Origin of the sequence: Domibacillus enclensis (genome assembly GCF_900156125.1) — a bacterium.
GTDB classification, from domain to species: Bacteria; Bacillota; Bacilli; order Bacillales; family Domibacillaceae; genus Domibacillus; species Domibacillus enclensis.
The window spans coordinates 397,334-419,478 of sequence record NZ_FTLX01000001.1; the positions used below are offsets into that span (position 1 = coordinate 397,334).

24 protein-coding genes are annotated in these 22,145 nt (G+C 47.6%); all 24 read right to left on the bottom strand.

Annotated features, from left to right (window positions below; genetic code table 11):
• Positions 1 to 69: 69 nt before the first annotated feature.
• Positions 70 to 633 carry a ReoY family proteolytic degradation factor gene (locus BW952_RS01995; RefSeq protein ID WP_045851434.1) on the bottom strand — a complete coding sequence of 188 codons (564 nt, stop codon included), beginning with the start codon at positions 631 to 633 and terminating at the stop codon, positions 70 to 72.
• Positions 634 to 654: 21 nt separating this feature from the next.
• Positions 655 to 1,923, bottom strand: a complete 1,269-nt coding sequence (locus BW952_RS02000) for a tetratricopeptide repeat protein (protein WP_045851433.1) — start codon at positions 1,921 to 1,923, stop codon at positions 655 to 657.
• A gap of 164 nt (positions 1,924 to 2,087) precedes the next feature.
• A complete protein-coding gene (gene aroA, locus BW952_RS02005) occupies positions 2,088 to 3,365 on the bottom strand; it encodes a 3-phosphoshikimate 1-carboxyvinyltransferase (RefSeq protein ID WP_045851432.1) in 1,278 nt (425 codons plus the stop codon).
• A 15-nt stretch (positions 3,366 to 3,380) separates the two neighbouring features.
• The gene (locus BW952_RS02010; RefSeq protein WP_045851431.1) at positions 3,381 to 4,484 is read right to left on the bottom strand and encodes a prephenate dehydrogenase; all 1,104 of its coding nucleotides are present in this window, start codon (positions 4,482 to 4,484) and stop codon (positions 3,381 to 3,383) included.
• Positions 4,485 to 4,498: 14 nt separating this feature from the next.
• Positions 4,499 to 5,596 (bottom strand): histidinol-phosphate transaminase, encoded by a 1,098-nt coding sequence (gene hisC / locus BW952_RS02015; RefSeq protein ID WP_045851430.1) that lies wholly within the window; start codon positions 5,594 to 5,596, stop codon positions 4,499 to 4,501.
• Positions 5,597 to 5,612: 16 nt separating this feature from the next.
• Positions 5,613 to 5,984, bottom strand: a complete 372-nt coding sequence (gene aroH, locus BW952_RS02020; RefSeq protein ID WP_045851429.1) for a chorismate mutase — start codon at positions 5,982 to 5,984, stop codon at positions 5,613 to 5,615.
• Entirely contained in the window at positions 5,978 to 7,072 is a 1,095-nt protein-coding gene (gene aroB, locus BW952_RS02025; protein ID WP_045851428.1) for a 3-dehydroquinate synthase, read from the bottom strand. Before aroB ends, aroH begins: the two co-directional genes overlap by 7 nt.
• A 4-nt stretch (positions 7,073 to 7,076) precedes the next feature.
• Positions 7,077 to 8,252 (bottom strand): chorismate synthase, encoded by a 1,176-nt coding sequence (gene aroC / locus BW952_RS02030; protein ID WP_045851427.1) that lies wholly within the window; start codon positions 8,250 to 8,252, stop codon positions 7,077 to 7,079.
• 119 nt (positions 8,253 to 8,371) lie between these two features.
• Entirely contained in the window at positions 8,372 to 9,142 is a 771-nt protein-coding gene (locus tag BW952_RS02035; protein WP_045851426.1) for a CheR family methyltransferase, read from the bottom strand.
• Between the two features lie 126 nt (positions 9,143 to 9,268).
• Entirely contained in the window at positions 9,269 to 9,715 is a 447-nt protein-coding gene (ndk, locus tag BW952_RS02040; protein WP_045851425.1) for a nucleoside-diphosphate kinase, read from the bottom strand.
• Between the two features lie 94 nt (positions 9,716 to 9,809).
• The gene (gene hepT, locus BW952_RS02045; protein ID WP_045851424.1) at positions 9,810 to 10,772 is read right to left on the bottom strand and encodes a heptaprenyl diphosphate synthase component II; all 963 of its coding nucleotides are present in this window, start codon (positions 10,770 to 10,772) and stop codon (positions 9,810 to 9,812) included.
• A 21-nt stretch (positions 10,773 to 10,793) separates the two neighbouring features.
• Entirely contained in the window at positions 10,794 to 11,501 is a 708-nt protein-coding gene (locus BW952_RS02050; RefSeq protein ID WP_045851423.1) for a demethylmenaquinone methyltransferase, read from the bottom strand.
• A gap of 4 nt (positions 11,502 to 11,505) precedes the next feature.
• Positions 11,506 to 12,261 carry a heptaprenyl diphosphate synthase component 1 gene (locus BW952_RS02055; RefSeq protein WP_045851422.1) on the bottom strand — a complete coding sequence of 252 codons (756 nt, stop codon included), beginning with the start codon at positions 12,259 to 12,261 and terminating at the stop codon, positions 11,506 to 11,508.
• Positions 12,262 to 12,345: 84 nt separating this feature from the next.
• Positions 12,346 to 12,915 (bottom strand): GTP cyclohydrolase I FolE, encoded by a 570-nt coding sequence (folE, locus tag BW952_RS02060; RefSeq protein WP_045851421.1) that lies wholly within the window; start codon positions 12,913 to 12,915, stop codon positions 12,346 to 12,348.
• Between the two features lie 154 nt (positions 12,916 to 13,069).
• Positions 13,070 to 13,342, bottom strand: a complete 273-nt coding sequence (locus BW952_RS02065; RefSeq protein ID WP_045851420.1) for an HU family DNA-binding protein — start codon at positions 13,340 to 13,342, stop codon at positions 13,070 to 13,072.
• 176 nt (positions 13,343 to 13,518) lie between these two features.
• Positions 13,519 to 14,994 (bottom strand): stage IV sporulation protein A, encoded by a 1,476-nt coding sequence (gene spoIVA / locus BW952_RS02070; RefSeq protein ID WP_045851419.1) that lies wholly within the window; start codon positions 14,992 to 14,994, stop codon positions 13,519 to 13,521.
• A gap of 107 nt (positions 14,995 to 15,101) precedes the next feature.
• On the bottom strand, positions 15,102 to 15,812 hold the full coding sequence (locus BW952_RS02075; RefSeq protein ID WP_045851418.1) for a hypothetical protein: 711 nt from the start codon (positions 15,810 to 15,812) through the stop codon (positions 15,102 to 15,104).
• A gap of 18 nt (positions 15,813 to 15,830) precedes the next feature.
• Positions 15,831 to 16,031 carry a DUF2768 domain-containing protein gene (locus tag BW952_RS02080; protein WP_045851417.1) on the bottom strand — a complete coding sequence of 67 codons (201 nt, stop codon included), beginning with the start codon at positions 16,029 to 16,031 and terminating at the stop codon, positions 15,831 to 15,833.
• 18 nt (positions 16,032 to 16,049) lie between these two features.
• Complete coding sequence (locus BW952_RS02085) at positions 16,050 to 17,090, bottom strand: NAD(P)H-dependent glycerol-3-phosphate dehydrogenase (protein ID WP_045851416.1); 1,041 nt, start codon at positions 17,088 to 17,090, stop codon at positions 16,050 to 16,052.
• Positions 17,091 to 17,111: 21 nt separating this feature from the next.
• Positions 17,112 to 18,422 carry a ribosome biogenesis GTPase Der gene (der, locus tag BW952_RS02090; protein WP_045851415.1) on the bottom strand — a complete coding sequence of 437 codons (1,311 nt, stop codon included), beginning with the start codon at positions 18,420 to 18,422 and terminating at the stop codon, positions 17,112 to 17,114.
• A gap of 114 nt (positions 18,423 to 18,536) precedes the next feature.
• Positions 18,537 to 19,607: a type 2 isopentenyl-diphosphate Delta-isomerase gene (gene fni / locus BW952_RS02095; RefSeq protein ID WP_045851414.1), complete on the bottom strand. Its 1,071-nt coding sequence runs from the start codon at positions 19,605 to 19,607 to the stop codon at positions 18,537 to 18,539.
• A 15-nt stretch (positions 19,608 to 19,622) separates the two neighbouring features.
• Entirely contained in the window at positions 19,623 to 20,762 is a 1,140-nt protein-coding gene (rpsA, locus tag BW952_RS02100) for a 30S ribosomal protein S1 (RefSeq protein WP_045851413.1), read from the bottom strand.
• A gap of 90 nt (positions 20,763 to 20,852) precedes the next feature.
• Positions 20,853 to 21,440, bottom strand: a complete 588-nt coding sequence (locus BW952_RS02105) for a lysophospholipid acyltransferase family protein (RefSeq protein ID WP_045851412.1) — start codon at positions 21,438 to 21,440, stop codon at positions 20,853 to 20,855.
• A 3-nt stretch (positions 21,441 to 21,443) separates the two neighbouring features.
• A complete protein-coding gene (gene cmk / locus BW952_RS02110) occupies positions 21,444 to 22,115 on the bottom strand; it encodes a (d)CMP kinase (protein WP_045851411.1) in 672 nt (223 codons plus the stop codon).
• Positions 22,116 to 22,145: the final 30 nt, after the last annotated feature.

Consider the following 22,145-nt stretch of genomic DNA (forward strand, 5'->3'; position numbering starts at 1 on the left):
TTTCATCACCCTGTTTCATCATACATTTTCATCCTTTTTCTTGCAAACACGAGAATGAAAAACACCCGATCATTGATCAGGTGTTTTCAGGTGGTGCACCAATTCATTCAGCTGTTCCGTTAACTGGAGAAATGTCTCCTTGTCCCCACTATCGAGTGCGGCGTCAATTTTCTCATTCAAACGATCCCGCTGAAATTCGTACACACTCCATTTCAAGAATTGCTCCGCCAGTTCCTTTTCTTTTTCCGTTAACCGGGTTCGCTTCGGCATGAACGGATTTTCTACGCGAACGGCCGCGTATTGATGGGACTGCTGCGCCCCTTTGAATTTCAACTCAATAAAAATATCCTCATCTTTATTTAAACGAATATCGTGGAATGACTTTTCCGCGTCCGTTGTCATAATATTGTCTTTGAAAAACCGAAACGGGGCACTGTCCACACAATGGGAGGACATGATCATGCCGCGCGGGCAATACTGGGCGTCGTCCACAAAATGCACATGCTCCATCAGCTGATCATGGCTCATTAAATAATTTAAAATCCAGACAGATTCTCTTCGCTTCAATTGATAATGATTTAAAAACCAGCGGATAAAGTCCTTTTTCTCATGAACGGAAACCGGGGCGGCCATCATCATCACTCCTCTGTCTTTTTAGTATACATCCATTTTCAGCCGTTCAACAAGCTCGGCCCATTCCTCATTGAGCGGCTCTTCAATAAGCAATTTTTCAAACAGTGATAACGCTTGCGTACGGTTGCCTTCCTCTAGTAAAAAATAGCCGTAGCCCGCTAAAAATTCCGTGTTTTCATTTAAAACAGGATACAGATACTCATACAGTTGAGCGGCTTCCTCGTAGTCTTCTGCTCCCTCCGCCGCGCGTGCTGCATCCCAAAGCAGAAGGGGCTCGGCACTGCCTGAATCGCGGAATGGAGACGCAATTTCCAGAACGCCTGCATAGTCTTCTTTTTTCATTAAAAGAGCATTTAGCGCAAGAGCGGCTTCCGTGTATTCCGGATCAAGCGCCAGTGCCTGCCTCAAGTGTGCTTCTCCTTCTTCTTCAAGACCCGTTTTCAGCGCCAGCTTGCCACCCATCAAATAAAGCTCTTTCTGATAGGCATCACGGGCGATGCCGGAACGCGCTGCTTCCAGAGCCGCATCCAGCTCTTCTTCCATTTCGTATGCCCGCGCCAAATGCAGATAAATGGAATGGTAATCCGGATCGAGCTCCGCCGCCTCGGTTAATTTAATGGCAGCCGTTTTAAACTGGCCTGCTTGAAAAGCCGTAAACCCGTACATAAAAAGGGTGTCCACATCCATTTTGTCGTCTAGTGCCCGTTCAAAGTGAGCGAGACTTTCTTCAAAGGCGCCTCCTGCACTATATGCTTCAGCGAGCCTTTTTTGAATAGAAATACCCGCAATATCCTGCATGCCTGCTTCTTCGAGTTCTTTGTACTGGCGAACGGCTTCTAAAAATTTACCTTCCTCTAAATAAAGCTCACCGAGGGCAAGCTTAATCACCGGTTCGTCAGGCTCCACGTCCCGTGCCTTGAGCAGCTTTTGTTCACTGACTTCATACAGCCCCTGCATTTGATACAAGTCTGCGAGAACGAGAAGGGACCGCGCATAAAAGGGATCTGTATCGTCAACCTCGTCCAAAATAAGCATCGCATCCTCTTCCCGGTCCAGTTCAACGAGCGTTTCGGCCAGCAGAAGCGATAATTCTCCTTCCCCTGGAAATGATGCCAGCAGCTGTTCAAAAAGCTGGCGTGCCTCATCTAAAAAGCCAAGCTGGAGCAACTGCTCGCCCAGCATAAATTGTTCTTCTGCATCACTAGAGGCGAGCACCTTTTCATATAGGGCGAGGGCCGATGCCATGTCCCCCTTTTCCAGGTGTGCGATCATCTTTTCCGCATTGTTCATGTTTTACCGCCTCTTCTTTCTCCGTCTTCTTTTCTTGAGTTCTTATTTTAATCAAAGATGGTCAATCGGGCAACTTTTTCGCTTGTACATCATGTATTCTACTTCAATACCCATTTTCCTTCTTTGAACAAACAGAAAAAACCCCCCGTGTGGAGGGAGGTTTCTTATTTGACAAGCTGGTGCAAATGATCGAAAAATTCCGGGTAGGAAACGGCAATCGCTTCATGATCATGAATGCTGAGTTCGCCTTCTGCAATAAGAGAGGCAATCGCCATTACCATGCCAATTCGGTGGTCGCCATGTGAGGAAACCGAGCCGCCGTGCAAAGACGATTTTCCACGGATGATCATGCCGTCATCCGTCGCTTCAATGTCAGCGCCGAGCTTTTTCAGCTCGTCCACAACCGTGTCGATCCGGTTCGTTTCTTTTACCTTTAATTCTTCTGCATCCCGAATGATCGTATCTCCTTCTGCCTGCGTGGCAAGCAGCGCAATGACGGGAATTTCATCAATTAAGCGCGGGATAATCGCTCCGCTGATTTCTGTTCCTTTTAATTGCGAGGTTTTCACCGTAATGGTACCGATCTCTTCGCCTTCAGCAGACGTTTTTTCAATCGTCATCTCTGCGCCCATTTGTTTAAACACATCAATAATACCGGTGCGCGTTTCGTTTAATCCTGTATTTTCCAGCACAACCTCACTGTTCGGGGTGATCGCCGCTGCCACCATAAAAAAGGCAGCAGATGAAATATCGCCTGGTACATAGACATCGGTTCCTTTAAACGATTGTCCGCCCTGCACGATAATCCGGTCACCTTCGCGGCGGATGCTGCCGCCAAACTGTTCAATCATCTTTTCTGTATGATCACGCGTTGCTTCGGGCTCGATAATGACTGATTCTCCGTCTGCTTGAAGCGCCGCAAATAAAACAGCCGATTTCACCTGTGCACTGGCAACAGGCAGCTTGTACTGGGCCGTGTTGAGCTTTTTGCCTCGAATCGAAAGAGGGGTAAAGCGGCCGTTGTCACGCCCGGCAATGTCTGCTCCCATCGATGCAAGCGGAACCGTTACGCGGTCCATCGGGCGCTTGCCGATGGACTCGTCACCGATCATAACGGAATGAAACGGGCGTCCGGCTAATATGCCAAGCATTAGGCGTGTTGTCGTGCCTGAATTGCCTGTATCCAAAATGGCAGAAGGCTCTTTTAAGCCATCCCATCCTGCACCGTGGACAATGATTTCGTCCTTTGTTTCGTCAATCTGCACGCCGAGCTTGCGAAAGCAGTCGATCGTGCTTAAACAGTCTTCCCCTTTTAGAAAATGGCGGATTGTTGTCGTTCCTTCCGCCAGTGCACCAAACATAATAGATCGGTGAGAAATCGACTTGTCCCCCGGCACTTCAATGGTTCCGCCAAGAGACGGCTTATTAAACTGTAGTTTCATTTGGAAAACCCTCTCTTATGCTAAAAATAAATCGTATGTCGTTTTTTGTTCAAGGCAGCTCTTCGCCCGCAGACGGTCTTTTTCATTTTGAAAGCTGATGACAAGAACCCCAAAGACGTCGTCTCTCGTTTCGACAATCCGAATGTTCGTAATGCTGATTCGTTCATCTGCTAAATAGCCCGTTAGCTCTGAAATGACTCCCGGATAATCCGGTACATCTACATACATTTCGTAAAAAGCAGGAATCGCCCCTTTGGATGCAGCCGGCAGCCCGTCCCGGAAGGCTTTTGCTTCGGAAAAATAACGGTACAGTCCTTCTTCATCTTCCGTTTCCAAAATGGACAGGACATCGTTCATTTCATTCCGCCAATCGGATAACAGCGTGACCAGTGTTTTCTTATTATGAAGAGAAATGTCCTTCCACATTTCCGGGTTCGATGACGCAATGCGGGTAATGTCCCGGAATCCACCCGCAGCCAGCCGTTCGATCAACGGGTTTTGATCATTATACTTTTGAGCCTGATGAACGAGCGAGGCGGCGATAATATGCGGAAAATGACTGATCACTCCTGTCATTTCATCATGCTCTTCCGCTGTCACTTCCAATATTTTCGCACGGGTTCCTTCCAGCCACTTTTTCAAGATGGCTGTGTGCTTTTCTTCCGCTGCACTGCCAGGCGTCAGCAAATAAAAAGCATTTTCAAACAAAAGCTCCTTTGATGCCGCCACTCCGCTTTTATGTGATCCCGCCATCGGATGGCCGCCGATAAAAGCAATGCCTTTTTCACTTAAAAGAGAGGCCCGGTTCATAATACGGGTTTTCGTGCTGCCGGTATCTGTAATCAGCACCCCTGTTTTTAATTCAAGGCCAGCCAGGAGCTCAATCATTTGTTCTGTTTTTAACACAGGAACGGCCAAAATGATTAAATCCGCTTTTAAGGCGCCTTCTTCAAACGAGACGGCTCGTTCATCAATGATATTTAAGGCTTCCGCAAGCCCAAGTTCAGATTCACGCACGTCAAATCCAATGATGGTTGCCTGCGGATGGGCTTTTTTGATCGCTTTCGCCAGCGATCCGCCAATTAAGCCAAGACCGGCAATAAATACATTTCCTCTCATGGGCGAAGCACCTTCTATCTTTTTACAGTTTCAGCCAAAAAGCTTTTCATCGCGTTTAAAACGCCGTTATTTTGTTCTGTGGAACCGACCGTTACGCGAACAGTGCCCGGAATGCCGAGTGCTGCGCCTGAGCGGACGATATATCCTTTTGACATTAAATATTCAAACAGCTCATTGCTGTCACAGTTAAAGTCGATCAAAATGAAGTTTGCTTCAGACGGATAATACGAAAGGCCGTTTTCCTGACAAAATGCATAAAACTGCTCGAGTCCTTCTTTGTTAGCTGCTCGGCAATTGTCAATAAATTCTTGGTCACCAATGGCGGCTCCCGCTGCTTTTTGCGCCAGTGAGTTCACATTAAACGGCTCCCGCACCGGGTCCAGCTGCGCAATAAGCGATTCATTGGCCATTCCGTAGCCTACGCGGAATGCCGCGAGCCCGTACACTTTTGAAAACGTGCGCAGCACAATAACATTGCTGTATTCCTTGATAATATCAAGGGCATTGTAATAATCATCTGCTGTGACATATTCATAGTACGCTTCATCCAGAACGACAAATACACCTTCCGGAACACGGTCAAGAAAGCCGCGCAGCTGCACGTCCGTTATGTAGACACCCGTTGGATTGTTCGGGCTGCACAGCCAGACAATGGCTGTGTTTTCATCAATGGACTGTGCCATCTTGTCCAGATCATGGGCCCCATTCACCAGTTCAATCTCGCGTACTTCCGCGCCCTCTACAATCGCATTGTGGCGATATTGCGGGAAAGATGGTGTCGGCATGATTGTGTTTTTGCCGGGTTCAAGCATCGCCCGGGAAATCATCATAATAATTTCATCTGAACCGTTTCCGAAAATAAGCTGTTTTTCAGACACGTTTAAAAAGTGTGCTAGCTCCGTGCGCAGCCCGGTTGTGTAACCGTCCGGGTAAATCGCAAAGGAATCGGCATAGGTCCGAATGCACTCTTTCACTTTTTCAGAAGAGCCAAACGGATTTTCATTCGAGGCAAGCTTCACAACATCCGACAGACCGTACGCCTTTTTCACTTGATCGGTTGTACGTCCCGGCTGATACGCCTTTAACGTCAATATTTGTTCTTTCCACTTCATCTTCTGCAAGCTCCTCTCAATTCGTCGATTTCTGCAAATCCGGGCGTAGGACGACCGCCCCTTCTAAATAAATGTGCTGAATATCCTTTTGAGGTATGTCTGTGTTCACATGCATCATAATCCGAATGCACCGCTCCAGACCGCCTTTAATGGCCAGCTCCTGCATGCACATAACCGGCACATATTCCCAGCCAGCCTGTTCACGAAGGGCTTTGGCTGGAAACATGGAATCTAAATCATCTGTTGCCGATATAAAAGCAGAGCATACTGATTCTGGATCAATGTTATTTTGCTTAATCATTTCAGCGATCAGCCGTTCCGTTGCTTCCACCATCAGCGTACCTTCATTTGCCGGTACTGTAATGGCTCCACGAATGCCTCTTACCATTGGTCGGCCTCCTTTCGGACATGTTCTTCGATTTTTTGCAATTCTTCCTTTGTCATATCCGTCACGTACGGTTCGCCAATGCTATTGAGCAGCACAAACCGGACTGTTCCTCCATACGCCTTTTTATCACGGGTCATCACCTGGTAGACTTCTTCAAACGAAAAGCGAAGCCCTGCTTCAACCGGATAGCCGACACCTTTCAGCCAGGAGGCAAAAGACGGAATATCATATGTCAAACCATTTTTGTATTCGGATGCGTACAGGGCAAAGATCATGCCGCACGCAACGGCTTCCCCGTGTGCTACTTTGCCGTAGCCGGAAAGAGCTTCAACAGCATGTCCATACGTATGGCCAAAGTTTAAAAACGCACGGACACCCGTTTCTTTTTCATCTTCTTTGACGATAGCTCCTTTGATTTCAATGCCTTTTTGAAGACACGTTTCCAAAAACGCTCCGTTAATATCCGCTGTTTCTTGAACATTTTGCAAAATGTCCTGCAGCATGGCTTCATCGGCAATAAACGCATGCTTAATTACTTCTGCAAAGCCGCTCCTCGTTTCTTTTGGAGAAAGGGACGGCAAAAAGGACGTATCGTAAAGAACCGCTTCCGGCTGGTGAAAAGCACCAATCATATTTTTGCCAAGCGGATGGTTAATCGCCGTTTTGCCTCCGACCGCGCTGTCATGAGCCAGAATCGTTGTCGGCACTTGAATAAAAGGAATACCGCGCATATAGCTTGCTGCACAAAAGCCAGCCAGGTCGCCGCACGCTCCGCCGCCAAAGGCGATCACGAGCGAATGGCGGTCAAGCGCTGCTTCGAGCATGGCCGATAAGCACTGTTCAAACACTTGAAAGGACTTGGCTGATTCACCGGCCGGCACCATATGCCAGTCAGAAGGAATGTTTGGCGGCAGCGTCCTTTTTAATGCATCGCCGTGAAGGGCGTATACGGCTTCATCGGCAATGACAAACAGACGTGTCGGCTGCTTTGGCATTTGTGCCAGAACGGTGCTTATTTCCTGCACCGCATTTTCCCCGATCAGAACGGGATACGTTTTATTTGCTGTTTCAACCGTAACGCAGTTCATTGGCTTAAAACTCCTTTGCGTACGATTTATGTTCCTCGACCTGGCGGATTAAATGGTCCATCCGGTCGCCATTAAACTGCTCCAGAATCGCATTCGCCAGCTCCCACGCAACAGCTGCTTCTGCCACAACGGCTGCGGCTGGCACTGCGCATGCGTCTGAACGCTCGATGCTTGCCGAGAACGTTTCCTTCGTATCAATGTCCACACTTTCAAGCGGCTTGTAGAGCGTCGGGATCGGCTTCATAACGCCGCGGACGACAACCGGCATGCCGTTGGTCATCCCGCCTTCAAAGCCGCCTAGACGGTTTGTTTTCCGGTAAAAGCCTTTTTCCTCGTTCCAGGCGATTTCGTCATGCACTTCACTGCCGAACTTTCGTGCCGCTTCAAACCCGATGCCGATTTCAACGCCTTTAAAGGCATTGATGCTGACGATGGCCGCGGCTACTTTTGCATCCAGCTTGCGGTCATAATGCACGTAGCTGCCAATTCCAATCGGCATGCCTTCTGCAATGACTTCTACTACACCGCCGATCGAATCGCCGTTTTTCTTTGCTTGATCGATCGCTTCAATCATCTTTGCGCCTGCTTCTTCATCAAGGCAGCGCACAGAGGAAGCTTCACTTCGCTCCTGAAGCTCTTTTATCGTTTCAAACTGAAGGTTCTCAGCACGGATGCCGCCAATTTCAATAACGTGTGAGCCGATTTCCACTCCGAGCAGCTTCAGCAATTTTTTAGCTGCGGCGCCTGCTGCTACACGTACGGTTGTTTCACGTGCCGATGAACGCTCCAGCACATTCCGCATGTCCCGGTGTCCATATTTAATGCCGCCGTTTAAGTCAGCATGTCCCGGGCGCGGGCGCGTAATTTTGCGCTTGATTTCTTCGGCTGCTTCTTCGCTGTCGAGCTGCTCGATGCCCATAATTTTTGTCCAGTGCTTCCAATCGTCATTTTCAACGACTAATGTAACCGGCGAACCGAGCGTATGACCGTGGCGCACACCTGACTTGATCGCAACTAAATCTTTTTCGATCTGCATGCGGCGGCCGCGGCCGTGTCCTTTTTGACGGCGCAAAAGGTCTGTATTCACATCCTCCGCCAAAAGCTCCATTCCGGCTGGAAGTCCTTCAATAATTGCCGTTAATTGTGGTCCATGTGATTCCCCTGCTGTTAAATATCTCATTTTCCTGCTCCCTTCAGTACGTTAAAGCGGTTATGTACTACTATATCATACTTCAAATTATTTAGAACAGCCGAAACGACTGTTTTTGAGAATTTTATCACAATTCGTTTCAGTCGGCTTCACCCTTTTTTATAAAAAAAGGTATCTTCTGCTACAAAGCCGTACCGTTCCGGATTAAATATTTGCTCCGTGCTGCCGACAAACAAGACGCCGCCAGGCCGGAGCGCCGCATTAAACTTACGGTACAGCTCATCCTTCGCTTCTTCTGTAAAGTAAATCATGACATTCCGGCACACGATTAAATCATAGCCGCTGTCAAAACGGTCTGATAATAAATTTTGTTTTTTAAACGTGACGGTCCGTTTCACCTCATCCGATACTTTGTAATACGAACCTTCCTGACGAAAGTATTTTTTCTTCATCACATCCGGCACTTCTGCAAGTGACCGCTCAGGGTACAAGCCGAGCTTGGCTTTTTGAATGACGTTTGTGTCGAGGTCCGTCGCTTGAACAGAAACAGATGAAAGCGGCATGTGTGTGGACATCACCATCGCGATCGTATAAGGCTCTTCGCCAGTAGAGCAAGCGGCACTCCACACCTTTAAGCGCTTATTTTCACTTAAGAGGCGGGGAAGAATTTTCTTCTCTAAAACGTCCCACCGTTTCCCATTGCGGTAAAATTCAGACACATTAATCGTCATCCTGTCCAAAAACTCATTCATCATTTCCTGGTTTGCATTTAACGCATCAAAAAAAGCCCGAAAGGACGGATAACCTTTTTTTTCATATAAAGAGGTGAGCCTTCTTTTCATTTGCGCTTCTTTGTATAGACTTAAATCAATACCGGTTTTGCGCTTAATGGATCCTACAAATTGTTCATAATCTGCCATGATGTCACCTTTCCCATCGTTCCTATTTCATTCCTTTATTATAGAGTATTTAAAGCAAAGAAATAGTCTTATTTGCACAAAAAAAGAGTTTCCGGCGAAGGAATGCCGAAAACTCTCACTTTTATATTAGTATATCCATTCCGAACCTGACTTCGTGTAATCTGTCAGCTCTTCTTGTTTAAAGAAAATATTGATTTCCCGCTCTGCACTTTCAGGTGAATCCGATCCGTGAATCACGTTTTTGCCGACAATGACACCGTAATCACCGCGAATTGTTGCAGGTGCGGCATCCTTCGGGTTTGTAGAACCCATCATTTGACGCGCAACTGAAATGACGTTTTCGCCTTCCCATACCATTGCAAAAACAGGACCTGACGTAATAAAGTCGACCAGCTCCCCGAAAAAAGGACGCTCTTTATGCTCACCATAATGCTGTTCGGCTGTTTCGCGCGAGACGTGCATCAGCTTTGCACCGACAAGACGAAATCCCTTTTTTTCAAACCGGGACACAATCTCCCCAATCAGTCCGCGCTGTACCCCATCTGGCTTTACCATTAAGTATGTTTTCTCCATCGTTCACCACTCCTGTGTTATGTATACCGCTTTCATGCGGACATGAAGAATCGTACCACTTCCACTGGAAATTTACAACGCTTTCATGGAAAAATTAATATTTTCTTTTTCCAATAAACAGGGCAATATCCCGAAGAGAATTACGATGGCGTCCCACTGGCAGCTCATCTAAAATGGCCAGTGCCCGGTCAAGGTATTGGCGGCTCATCACATGAGACCGTTCAATCACATCGCTGTCCTTTAGCAGATCAATGATCGCATCGATCTCCTCACGGCTTGAATGCGCATGAACAGTCCCGATTCGCTCACGCATGGCTTCATTTTCCATCGCGTACAAAACGGGCAGTGTAATATTTCCTTGAAGCAGGTCACCGCCAGCAGGCTTGCCCAATTCTTTTTCACTGGCTGTAAAATCAAGAATGTCATCTGTAATTTGAAAAGACATACCGACGTTATAGCCGAAATCGTACAATTTCTGGTGAACGGAAGCAGGAGCGCCAGCCGCAATCGCCCCAAGCTGACAGCTGGCCGCAATCAAAATCGCCGTCTTGCGCTTAATTCTGCGGAGATAATCACGCAGATGCTGATCGTAGCGATACTTGTCCTGGATCTGAATGATTTCGCCAATACATAGCTCCGTCATTGTACGAGATAAGATGCGGTGGGCTTCCACGTCATCAATTTTCGTCATACTTTCAAGCGCTGCTGCAAATATGTAATCTCCTGCGTACATCGCAACCCGGTTGTCCCATTCTGCTTTTACTGTATGCTCCCCCCGGCGGATTACCGCATCATCAATGACATCATCGTGGACGAGTGAAGCCATGTGAATTAATTCCAGTGAAGCGGCCGCGTATTTCACCCGGTGAATATCGTAATCTCCGAATTTCGCTCCCAGCAAAAGCATGACCGGGCGGATTCGCTTGCCGCCCGCCTGCAAAAGGTGAACAGATGCTTCTTGTAAAATAGGCGAGGTGGAGCCGACAGCTTGCTCCAGTTCTTTTTCGATTATATCAATATCGCTTTTCAAGCGTGTGTAAATCAGTTTAATGTTCATTTTCTTCACCCGGCTTTTGGTCTAATATGTTTTGTTCCCGTAATGGGTGGCCGCAACCCCGCCTGTATGTGCTTTAAACCGCACATTTTCAAAGCCGGCCTGCTGAAACATCCGGGCAAGCTCCTTCATATCCGGAAAATGACGCGCGGACTCCTGGAGCCACGAATACTCCTCATAGCTTTTGGCGAATAAGCGGCCAATCGCTGGCATCACGTAGCGGAAATAAAGCATGTATCCTTCTTTAAAGACAGGAAGCTGCGGCTGGCTTGTTTCCAGACAAACAGCCATCCCGCCAGGTTTTAGCACACGGTTCATTTCGCTTAAAACCTGTAAATAGTCCGGCACATTGCGAAGGCCAAAGCCAATCGTTACATAGTCAAACGTATTGTCTTCAAACGGAAGCTCCATCGCATTCCCATGAATAAGCTCGACCTGCTCCATGCCGGCAGCTGCTACTTTTTGTTCTCCTACAGCCAGCATGTTCTGGCTGAAATCCAGACCCTTCACAGATCCTTCAGGCCCTACAGCCTCAGCAAGAGCCATCGTCCAGTCTGCTGTTCCGCAGCACACATCAAGTGCACTGGCACCCTTTGGCACGTTCATGATCTTCATTGTGTCATTCCGCCAGCGCTTGTGCTGCTGAAAGCTGATAACGGAATTCATTTTGTCGTAATTGCCGTAAATCTTCTCAAATACATGGTGCACTTTCTCTTCTTTAGATTGCTGCATTTGGTCACCCTTCTCCCACAAGTCGAAGCGGCATGCTATTCACTCGGTCCCATTCCGCCTGAATGGCCGCTGCGCTGGACGATTCCACATTTTTCATCCATTTATTTAAATCTGACTGGCATTTCTCAAGTCGACGGTCAATGGCATCCATCGCCTTTTTCTTCTCGCCGCAAACACGTTCAAGCGCATCCACAACGATAATGGGCTTCTTTTTTTCGCGCTGAAGCCGGTCTAGTTCAAGTAAAAGACAGACAGCGGACCAGCAGGCTTCATCCGCATTTACTTCCGTATAAACAGACCTGATAATATCACTTTCAATAGTTTGAACAGCTTGAAAGACCGACTCCTCTGAACGAAGAAGGCCGCTATGAAGTGCCGTTTTTGTTTCATTTACTTTTTTAACGGCTTCTGCGAGCACGCCAACCCAGTGAATGCAGCCAGCTTCTGCTAGCGTTTGATAGTACATGCCGCTGTAGTAGTCTCCTGCGAGCACAATGAGCTGGTTTTCCCTTGTCATTTCTTCTGTCAGAGGCGGGATCAAGTCATGCGTGTCAAGAGCCATCTGAATAAGAACAGCAGCGGTCATTTGCTTTCGCGCCACGTCTGTTCTCCTTTGATTTTCGTCAAAAGCGAGCATTAAAGCAGATGCCCGCAGCGGATTCACAGCCGGATGTCCGAGCACGTTATCTAAAAAAGGCTGCCGGCAAGCCTGATTAATTTCTTCGAGTAGAGCTCTTTTTTGCTCCTGCCACTCCGTCATTGCCAAAACCCCTCACTCTTGAATCGGTTATTCATCGTTTTCCGTTCTTTGATTACGTATGTTTAGTATAGCATACTCACACGATCATGACGAACGAATGAGCGAAAGCAATTCCGTGCGAAGCTGGGCATCATTTTCATATAAGCCCCTCGCAGCGGTTGTGACGGTTTTTGCGCCAGGCTTTTTCACTCCGCGCATCGCCATGCACATATGCTCGGCTTCCACAATAACCATGGCGCCATGCGGTTCAAGCATTTCCATAATCGCATTGGCGACGTCGCTAGTGATCCGCTCCTGCAATTGAGGACGGCGCGCAACAGATTCCACGGCCCGGGCCAGCTTGCTGAGACCTGTCACTTTTCCCCCTTTTGGCAAATATGCGACATGTGCATGGCCGAAGAAAGGAACAAGATGATGCTCACACATCGAATAAAACGGAATATCCTTTACTAAAACAAGCTCTTCATATTGTTCTTCAAAAACGGTTGCAAAATAGTGTTTTGGATCTACGTGAAGCCCTGAGAATGCTTCTTCGTACATTTTTGCCACCCGCTTTGGTGTATCCACTAAGCCTTCCCGGTCCGGGTTTTCCCCAACTGCTTCTAAAATGAGCCTTACTGCCTGCTGAATCTTGGCGTGATCTACTTCTGACATCTTCACCACTCCTGTTAATATATACTACACTTTTTTATGTTTGTGCTGCACTTCATCTTAGCATAACCGCCTGCAAACCGGCAAAAAGAAGTGTTCACAAAAAGAGACTGCCCGATTAGGGGCAGCCTCATCTTTAGCCAATTTGGCTATGTACTTATTTAACTGCGTCTTTCAACGCTTTGCCCGGTTTGAATGCCGGTACTTTGCTTGCTGCGATTTCGATTTCTTCGCCTGTTTGCGGGTTGCGTCCTTTACGTGCAGAACGTTCGCGTACTTCAAAGTTTCCGAAGCCGATTAGTTGTACTTTGTCGCCTTTTGCCAATGTATCTTGGATGGCATCAAAAATAGCGTCAACCGCTTTAGTCGCGTCTTTCTTAGAAAGTTCAGCTGTTTCAGCAACTTCATTAATCAAATCAGTTTTGTTCATGCCATTCACCTCCTCCCGCATGAGACCCGATAAACATTGTTATATCAATGTTTTACCGTAATTCTGTTAAAAGATTATCACATGTGTTCGGTCATATCAAGCAGAATCCATTCCAAATCGCTATTTTACGCCCTTTCCACGAAAAAAGACTCCCAAATTGGAAGTCCGGCTGTCTATTAAAGAAGAATCGCGATCATGCCGCCTGACCCTTCATTTATAATTTTCTCAAGCGTATCTTTTAATTTGCTTCTTGCATGATCCGGCATTAAGGACACCTTCGAATGTATACCGTCCTTCACAATAGAGCTTAAATTCCGGCCGAAAATATCACTTTCCCAAATCGACAGCGGGTCCTCTTCAAAATCCTTCATGACGTGATGCACGAGCTCCTCGCTTTGCTTTTCGGTTCCAATAATCGGTGAGAATTCTGATTCAATATCGACTTGAATCATGTGAATAGACGGCGCCACCGCTTTCATCCGGACACCATAGCGTGAGCCGTGGCGGATGATTTGGGGCTCCTCCAGGCGCATTTCACTCATGGACGGCACCGCCACCCCATAGCCAGTTTGCTTCACCATCTTAAGTGCTTCTTCTACCTGCCCATATTCTTCTTTAATTCGTGCGTAATGCTGCATGATCTCGAGAAGATGTTCTTTTCCACGAAGCGGCTCGCCAATAATTTCATTGACAATCGTTTCATAAAGGCCATTTGGCGCGTGAACGTTAATTTCCGCAATTCCCTGTCCCATGTCCATTCCCGTTAAAACGGCGGATTCAATATATTCACCACCGCCAAACTGTTCCACAACCCGATTTACATCGCGCAGCCGTTTAATGTCCTTCACGGTTTCTTTTACCATTTCGTTATACTGATCCCGAAGCCAGTGAGATTCATCCAGTGCCATAATCCATGACGGGAGATGAACATTAACTTCATGAACCGGAAACTCAAATAGCGCCTCCTGCAACACGTGCAGCACGTTTGCTTCCGTCATCGCTTCCACAGACATTGCCAGCACCGGAATGTCGTATTTCTCGCTTAATTCTTCCTGAAGCAGAATGGTTTCGGTGTGGTCCGGACGAGCGGAGTTAATAATTAAGATAAATGGCTTTCCAACTTCTTTTAAACCGTTGACAGCCCGCTCCTCGGCCTCGACATAAGACGATCTCCGCATCTCGCCGAAGGAGCCATCTGTCGTCACAACCACGCCAATCGTTGAATGCTCTTCAATCACTTTTCGCGTACCAATATCTGCCGCCTCATCAAACGGGATCGGCTCATCATGCCAAGGCGTTTGAATCATTCTGGGACCATGTTCGTCCTCGTACCCTTTCGCCTCCGGAACCACATATCCTACGCAATCGACGAGACGAATGTTCACCAGAACGCCGCCCGCTTGAACGGCGGCCGCTCTGCTCGGGACAAATTTCGGCTCTGTCGTCATAATCGTCCGGCCGGCTGCGCTTTGCGGCAGCTCATCCTGCGCACGCCGCCGTTCTGATTCACTGTCCATATTCGGCAAAACCAGCAGCTCCATAAAGCGTTTGATGAAGGTTGATTTCCCTGTTCTGACAGCACCGACTACGCCCAAATAAATATCGCCTTCTGTTCGTTCAGCGATATCCTTCATTAATTCTGTTTTTTCCATAAGCAGCCCCCTTCCGTATTAAACGGCCCGTCCGCCGCCCTGCTTTACATTGTATGAGCCCAGTTTCAATGTATGCAAAAAAAAGAAGCCTGATGTTAGTCAGGCTTCTACTTGTTCATAAATATTGGCTCCCCCTGCTCATCTACTGTATAAGGAAGCGAGTAGGCAGGCACGAATGGGGAAGATTGTGTGAGCAGGCTGCGGATGTCCTCTCCCGGTGCTGGCGGAGGGTCTGTTTCCTGAAGGGCTGCGTACAAATCAGCTGCGTAATCAATGTAAATGGTACCGTCGCCGCTCATCACAAGCGGAAGCTGTTTGCCTGAATAAGGACTTGTAATGTAAGGCTCGTCCTCATAGCCAAGCTCTTTGAAATCAAGCGTATACACATTGTCCGCCAGCGCATCCTTAAAGGGCGGAAATTCATGAGCAAGAAGGCGGACACGAATGCTGCGGATTTGCTCTGCGATCCGCAGATCAATCAGCTTAACCGACGGATTGGTTTCAACGTCAATAAGAACGTACTGGTAAATGCCGCCGCTTTCATACGCATTTCCGGGTGGTTCAGCCATGAAGCGCGGTGAAATTTTACTGAAGTCAACAGGATATTTTTCGTAAATATCCGGGTCGTCTTCTTTTGTTTTAATGGGCAAAATGCCGCCCTCTTCTGTTTGAAACTGATTAACCGCAGATTGAACAGACTGAAGCTGATCTTCATACGGCACTTCGTTTTGGTTTAAATTTTCTTCCGGGTACAAACAGCCGCTAAGCAGAAACGAAAGCAGCATGATCGAAAAAAACAACCCATTTTTTCTTTTCATCTCGTTCACCTCTTTGCGTTAGCGGGTCGGGCCGCTTAATACAACATACACCACAATCAGCCCGCCGACAATCATGCACAAGTAGGCAAACAACGCTGTGATCGCTTTAATAACGCCATTGCTGAATTTATAGCGGCTTAAATAAATGGAGAAAATGGAGAGAATCATCAGCCCCATTCCGGCAAATGAGATCCACATTTTCAGCATGGATGGTGACATTCTTCCTCGTCCTTTCTGCTACTCCTGCTTTGTGTCCAATATATCGATTAAATCCTCAAGCTCCGTTTTCTTTACCCGTGCCATCAGCTCATCAACGGCTTTTTTCGGGTCCTGCTGTTCAAATAAAATGTGATAAAGCGCATTGGTAATCGGCATTTGCACGTTGTATTTCTGTGACAGCTGCTGGCCTGCTTTAGTGGTGCGAACCCCTTCCACAACCATACCCATGCTTTGGAGCACTTCTTCAAGCTTTTTCCCCTGGCCAAGCATGTTGCCAGCCCGCCAGTTTCTTGAATGCACACTTGTACAGGTCACGATTAAATCACCGATGCCCGCAAGACCGGAAAACGTGAGCGGATTGGCCCCCATCTTCGTTCCAAGACGGGCAATTTCAGCGAGCCCTCTCGTGATCAGTGCCGCTTTTGCGTTATCGCCATAGCCAAGACCATCGGAAATCCCTGCAGCGAGTGCGATGATGTTTTTCAGCGCACCGCCAATTTCCACCCCGATTAAATCGGGATTGGTGTACACACGGAAATGCTGGTTCATAAACAAATCCTGTGTTTTCTTTGCCGCTTCAGGCGACGCTGAAGAGACCGCAACTGTCGTCGGATGACGCAGACTCACTTCCTCAGCATGAGAAGGCCCTGACAGGACGACCACGCTTTGAAGAAGATCATCCGGTATTTCCTCTTCAATCATTTCGGAAATGCGCAGCAGTGAATCCGGCTCTATTCCTTTAGATACGTGGATGACGGTCAGCGGAGAGGATGCCATTTTCACAACCTCGCGGGAGACCTCTCGAATCGCTTTTGTCGGAACCGCCATCACCACTGCCTCGACACCTTGAAGTGCCTCCTCAAGAGAAGCAGTCGCTTTCAATTGCGCCGGCAACGTGATATCCGGCAAATACTGGCTGTTTGTATGACGCGAATTAATTTCACCGACACGGTCTTTGTTTTTGGCCCAAATAAATACGTCATGCCCGTTGTCAGCCAGAACGAGAGCAAGAGCTGTTCCCCAGCTTCCCGCTCCAAGCACAGCAATTTTTTCAGTCATTTGGCACACAACCCTTCATGCTTATTTTCTTGCACGCGCAATAATATGGATCGGCGTTCCTTCAAACTCAAACGCAGCCCGAATGCGGTTTTCAAGAAAGCGAAGATACGAAAAGTGCATGAGTTCCGGCTCATTCACGAATACAACAAATGTCGGCGGCTTCACTGCTACTTGAGTAGCATAATACACCCGCAGGCGCTTGCCTTTATCAGAAGGTGCCGGGTTCATCGCAACCGCATCGGTAATAACATCATTCAATACGCTTGACTGCACACGCATAGAGTGGCTTTCGCTCGCGCGGTCAATATAAGGCATTAACGTGTGAATCCGCTTTTTCGTTAAAGCAGATAAGAAAACAATCGGTGCATAATCTAAAAATTGAAAGTGGCTGCGGATGTTTTCTTCGAATTCACTCATCGTTTTTTCGTCTTTTTCAACGGCATCCCATTTATTGACGACGATCACAACGGCTCTTCCCGCTTCATGTGCGTAGCCGGCAATATGCTTATCCTGCTCCCGAATGCCTTCCTCTGCATTTAAAATGACCAATACGACGTCGGACCGTTCGATCGCTCTCATCGCCCGAAGAACACTGTATTTTTCAGTTGTTTCATATACTTTACCACGCTTGCGCATACCCGCTGTATCAATAATGACATATTTTTGTCCATTGTACGTGTACGGCGAATCCACTGCATCACGGGTCGTGCCGGCAATGTCACTTACGATTACACGGTCTTCTCCGAGCAGCGCGTTTGTTAACGAGGATTTCCCTACATTCGGCCGTCCAATTAATGAAAATTTAATGACATCATCTTCATATGGCTTGTCTTCGCCGGTCGGAAAATGAGACACCACTTCATCCAGAAGATCGCCAAGCCCAATTCCGTGCGAGCCTGAAATCGGATAAATTTCACCAAAACCGAGCGAATAAAAATCATAAATATCCGTCCGCATTTCCGGATTATCAATTTTATTGACCCCAAGAACGATCGGTTTTTTCGAGCGGTACAAAATCTTTGCTACTTCTTCATCTGCCGACGTCACACCTTCGCGGCCATTCACGATAAAAATAATGACATCTGCTTCATCAATTGCTATTTCCGCCTGCTGGCGAATTTGGTCCAAAAAGGGTTCATCGCTTAAATCAATTCCGCCTGTATCAATCAAATTAAATTCGTGCGTCAGCCATTCTCCTGAGCTGTAAATCCGGTCACGTGTCACACCTGGAACATCTTCTACAATGGAAATACGCTCTCCCGCAATCCGGTTAAAAATCGTTGACTTGCCCACATTCGGCCTTCCAACGATGGCAACAGTCCGTTTCATCATTTCATCTTTCCCTTCAATGGTTCATTCATTTATACGTGAATCGTTTTTGTTCAAAAGAAAACCCTTCTGCCACGAGAAGGGGTTCAATCAACATCTTATTTTAGCACATTTCTATTACGAATCAAATGAGGCTGGCACACGTACCGCAAATCGTTCCGGCTTTAACCCTCTTACGCGGAGCCATTGTTCGGTTTGGCCACCTATAATGAGAGGAGAATGATGAAGATCGGTTATCGATTTAGCGCCCAGTGCACACATCATCATCTTCATATCCGTTTTGATCTGCTGAATATGATCGACAAGTGCTTCCTGACCGCCCGTCAGCAAAATATTTAATAAAAACCCTGAAAGGCCTGCTGCTGAAGCACCAAGAACGAGCGATTTCACAACATCTTCAGCGTTTTGCAAACCGCCCGATGCAATCACGGTTTGATCCGGTGCACCTGAGGACGTTTCAACGATGGAAACAGCTGTCGGAATACCCCAGCTATTAAAAAACGAAAGCGGGCGTTCTGAACGTTCGTTTTCAACGGCTGCAAAATTGGTACCGCCAAAACCCGCCGTGTCAATGGCAGCAAGGGGCAGTTCATTCAGCTGCTTAGCGGTTTCAAATCCAATGCCAAAGCCCGTTTCTTTGACGATAACCGGTACACCCACCTGCTCACAAATCGCAGCGATTCGCTCAAGAGCGCCTTTGAAATCACGGTCTCCCTCCGGCATCGCAAGCTCCTGAATAACATTCAGGTGAATTTGCAAATAATCCGCTTCGATCATGTCACAAACCGCTTTCGCTTCATCCACTGTTGCTTCAGATCCGATGTTCGCCAGCATCAGGCCATTTGGATTTGCTTTTCTTGCTGCTTTAAACGTTGCACTTTCCTCCGGATGGCGAAGCGCTGCCATTTGGGAGCCAACGGCCATCGGGATGTCGCAGGCTGCCGCGACCTCGGCAAGCTGTGTATTAATTTCTGCCGTTGCCTGTCCGCCCCCGCCGGTCATCGCATTCACAAAAATCGGCGAACTCCACTGAAGTCCGCCGATTTCGGTTGATAGCGATAGATCCGTTACAGAGGAACCCGGAAGGCTGCGGTGGACAAACTGAAGTTCATCCAGTCCTGTCCGCCGGCTTTGCCCTGTCGACAACGCATAATGAATATGGTCGATTTTCCGTTCCGATCTGCTCAAATTGTCATCACCATCTTATTTTAAGTCTTTTAGCTGGTCACCCAAAATATCACCAATTTGGAATCCTGAGCTTTCTTCCGGCATTTCATAGGAATCTACCGTTTCTTCCGGCTCATATTCTTCAAAGGATTTCATGCTCAATGATAAACGATGCTCTTGCTCGTTTGCATCAAGAACTTTTACTTTCACTTGCTGTCCTTCTTCAAGCACTTCATGCGGTGTACCGATGTGTCGGTTTGAAATCTGGGAAATATGCACGAGACCTTCTACACCCGGGAACACTTCGACGAAAGCACCATATGAAACGAGGCGCTTGACCGTTCCTTCGTGCTCTGATCCAATCGGTGCGCGGTCCGCAATGTTTTCCCACGGTCCAGGAAGTGTCTCCTTAATAGATAAGGAAATGCGTTCGCTGTCACGATCGATTGACAGCACTTTCACTTTTACTTCCTGTCCTTCTGTTAATACGTCAGAAGGTTTTTCCACATGATCGTGTGATAGCTGGGAAATATGCACAAGACCGTCAACACCGCCGATATCAACGAAGGCGCCAAAGTCCGTTAGGCGCTGAACTTTCCCTTCAATTACATCGCCTGCTTGAATATCTTCCAGTACTTTTTGTTTGTTTTCTGCTTTTTCAATATCTAATACGGCGCGGTGAGACAAAATCAAACGATTTTTATCTTGTTCAAGCTCAACAATTTTAAGCTTCATCACACGGCCCTTGTAATCTTCAAAATCTTCAACGAAGTGATCTTCAACAAGTGAAGCTGGAATAAATCCGCGAATGCCAAGGTCTACCACAAGGCCGCCTTTAACAACTTCTTTGATCTCCGCTTCAAAAATCGTTCCTTCTTCAAACCGTTGCTGCATATCGTCCCAAGCGGTTTCAGCATCCGCTTTCCGTTTCGACAGCACGTACAGATCATCTTCTTCTTTTGTAACAAGCAGTTCGAGCTCATCGCCCTCTGCAACAACATCTGATGCTTTTTCTACGTGAAGGCTTGACAGTTCACTGATGGGAATAATACCGTCTTTCTTGCTGTCCGGAATTTCCACCTGGACCTGCTTTTCTTCGACTTTCACAACCGTAGCGCGGACTTTATCGCCAACGGAGTAGTTATTCACTTCTGCCTGATTCATATCCTCTGTCATATGTAATCCTCCTCAATACGAAACTGCGTCAATTTTTAAAATTCTTAGTTCTAACTTCTTACAAATGAGCGAATTTGTCAAGCCAGAAGCTCATGATCGATGGTTTTCGATCAACTTTCCAATTGCCTGCATAATCGCTTCTGTTGCTTCTTCTGCCGATGCTTTTTTTTCACGGAGCGGCGTCATGTCAATCGGGGGTCCGTACACTACGTGCAGCTTCCGGCCCACTTTGTAAGGTCCGATAACGGCACAGGGAACAACAGCCGCATCCGTCCGCAGGGCAAAAAAGCCGGCACCTGCAAGACCCTTGCCTAACGTCCCATCCTTTGAACGGGTTCCTTCTGGAAAAAGACCGAGCACCTGCCCTTCTTTCAGCATTTTCAGCCCATTTCGCAACGCTTCCCGGTCACTCATGCCCCGCTTCACCGGGAAAGCGTTGAGCCCCTTCATTAATTTCCCTGTCCACTTCGTTTTAAACAGCTCTTCCTTTGCCATGAACCTCACAGGACGGTTGGCGGTGATACCAACTACAGGCGGATCGAGATTATCAATGTGATTGGCGCAAAGCAGGACACCGCCCTCTTTCGGGAAATGTTCAAGACCCGTGACTTGAATCCGGTAAGTGGGGGTTAAAATGGTTTTGACCACTGTTTTCGCAACTGTATAAAATGTTACCACTCCTTATCCCTCCACGCCGGCTGCTGATAAAATGGCGTCAACAACCTGGTCAACCGTCATAAAGGTTGTATCGATTTCAATGGCGCCCTCTGCTTTTTGAAGCGGAGATTCGACTCTCTCCATATCCATTTTGTCACGTGCGGCAATCTCTCTTTTTAAATTCTCCAAATCTGACGAAAACCCTTTTTTCAGATTTTCGGCATGACGGCGCTTCGCCCGTTCTTCTACCCCGGCCAGCAGAAAAATTTTCACGTCTGCTTTTGGGAGAACACTCGTGCCAATGTCGCGTCCATCCATCACAACACCGCCCTTTGCCGCCAGCTGCTGCTGCCGTGCGGTCATGTCGCGGCGTATTTCACTGTGGCGCGCAACGGCGGATACATTATTTGTCACAACGTCTGTCCGGATCGCTTCGGTCACATCCAGGCCGTCGAGCAAAACCATTTGACCGTTTTCGGCTTGTTCAAGCGTGATCGTGGTGCCGTGAAGCAGTTCGCCGAGTTTTTTCCCGTCCTCTACATCTATGTTTTGTTCAAGGGCTTTATACGTAATTGCGCGGTACATTGCGCCTGTATCAATATAAATATACGAAAGCCGTGCTGCGACGATTTTTGCCGCTGTGCTTTTTCCTGCCGCAGCGGGTCCGTCTATCGCAATTTGCAATTGTCTGTCCATGTCGTCACCTCATCCAAAAAGTCTTCCTTA

Bases quoted from the DNA above. Each gene is read 5' to 3' on its own strand.
- ndk (WP_045851425.1), bottom strand. From the start codon at position 9,715: ATGGAGAAAACATACTTAATGGTAAAGCCAGATGGGGTACAGCGCGGA.
- BW952_RS02035 (WP_045851426.1), bottom strand. From the start codon at position 9,142: ATGGCAGATTATGAACAATTTGTAGGATCCATTAAGCGCAAAACCGGT.
- hisC (WP_045851430.1), bottom strand. From the start codon at position 5,596: ATGAAGTGGAAAGAACAAATATTGACGTTAAAGGCGTATCAGCCGGGA.
- BW952_RS02085 (WP_045851416.1), bottom strand. From the start codon at position 17,090: ATGACTGAAAAAATTGCTGTGCTTGGAGCGGGAAGCTGGGGAACAGCT.
- folE (WP_045851421.1), bottom strand. From the start codon at position 12,915: ATGTCAGAAGTAGATCACGCCAAGATTCAGCAGGCAGTAAGGCTCATT.
- BW952_RS02000 (WP_045851433.1), bottom strand. From the start codon at position 1,923: ATGAACAATGCGGAAAAGATGATCGCACACCTGGAAAAGGGGGACATG.
- aroA (WP_045851432.1), bottom strand. From the start codon at position 3,365: ATGAAACTACAGTTTAATAAGCCGTCTCTTGGCGGAACCATTGAAGTG.
- BW952_RS02080 (WP_045851417.1), bottom strand. From the start codon at position 16,031: ATGTCACCATCCATGCTGAAAATGTGGATCTCATTTGCCGGAATGGGG.
- BW952_RS02075 (WP_045851418.1), bottom strand. From the start codon at position 15,812: ATGAAAAGAAAAAATGGGTTGTTTTTTTCGATCATGCTGCTTTCGTTT.
- cmk (WP_045851411.1), bottom strand. From the start codon at position 22,115: ATGGACAGACAATTGCAAATTGCGATAGACGGACCCGCTGCGGCAGGA.
- BW952_RS02050 (WP_045851423.1), bottom strand. From the start codon at position 11,501: ATGCAGCAATCTAAAGAAGAGAAAGTGCACCATGTATTTGAGAAGATT.
- der (WP_045851415.1), bottom strand. From the start codon at position 18,422: ATGATGAAACGGACTGTTGCCATCGTTGGAAGGCCGAATGTGGGCAAG.
- rpsA (WP_045851413.1), bottom strand. From the start codon at position 20,762: ATGACAGAGGATATGAATCAGGCAGAAGTGAATAACTACTCCGTTGGC.
- BW952_RS02055 (WP_045851422.1), bottom strand. From the start codon at position 12,261: ATGACGGAGTGGCAGGAGCAAAAAAGAGCTCTACTCGAAGAAATTAAT.
- BW952_RS02065 (WP_045851420.1), bottom strand. From the start codon at position 13,342: ATGAACAAAACTGATTTGATTAATGAAGTTGCTGAAACAGCTGAACTT.
- aroB (WP_045851428.1), bottom strand. From the start codon at position 7,072: ATGAACTGCGTTACGGTTGAAACAGCAAATAAAACGTATCCCGTTCTG.
- aroH (WP_045851429.1), bottom strand. From the start codon at position 5,984: ATGGTAAGAGGCATTCGTGGAGCCATTACAGTACCGGCAAATGAAGGT.
- BW952_RS02010 (WP_045851431.1), bottom strand. From the start codon at position 4,484: ATGAGAGGAAATGTATTTATTGCCGGTCTTGGCTTAATTGGCGGATCG.
- spoIVA (WP_045851419.1), bottom strand. From the start codon at position 14,994: ATGGAAAAAACAGAATTAATGAAGGATATCGCTGAACGAACAGAAGGC.
- BW952_RS01995 (WP_045851434.1), bottom strand. From the start codon at position 633: ATGGCCGCCCCGGTTTCCGTTCATGAGAAAAAGGACTTTATCCGCTGG.
- hepT (WP_045851424.1), bottom strand. From the start codon at position 10,772: ATGAACATTAAACTGATTTACACACGCTTGAAAAGCGATATTGATATA.
- aroC (WP_045851427.1), bottom strand. From the start codon at position 8,252: ATGAGATATTTAACAGCAGGGGAATCACATGGACCACAATTAACGGCA.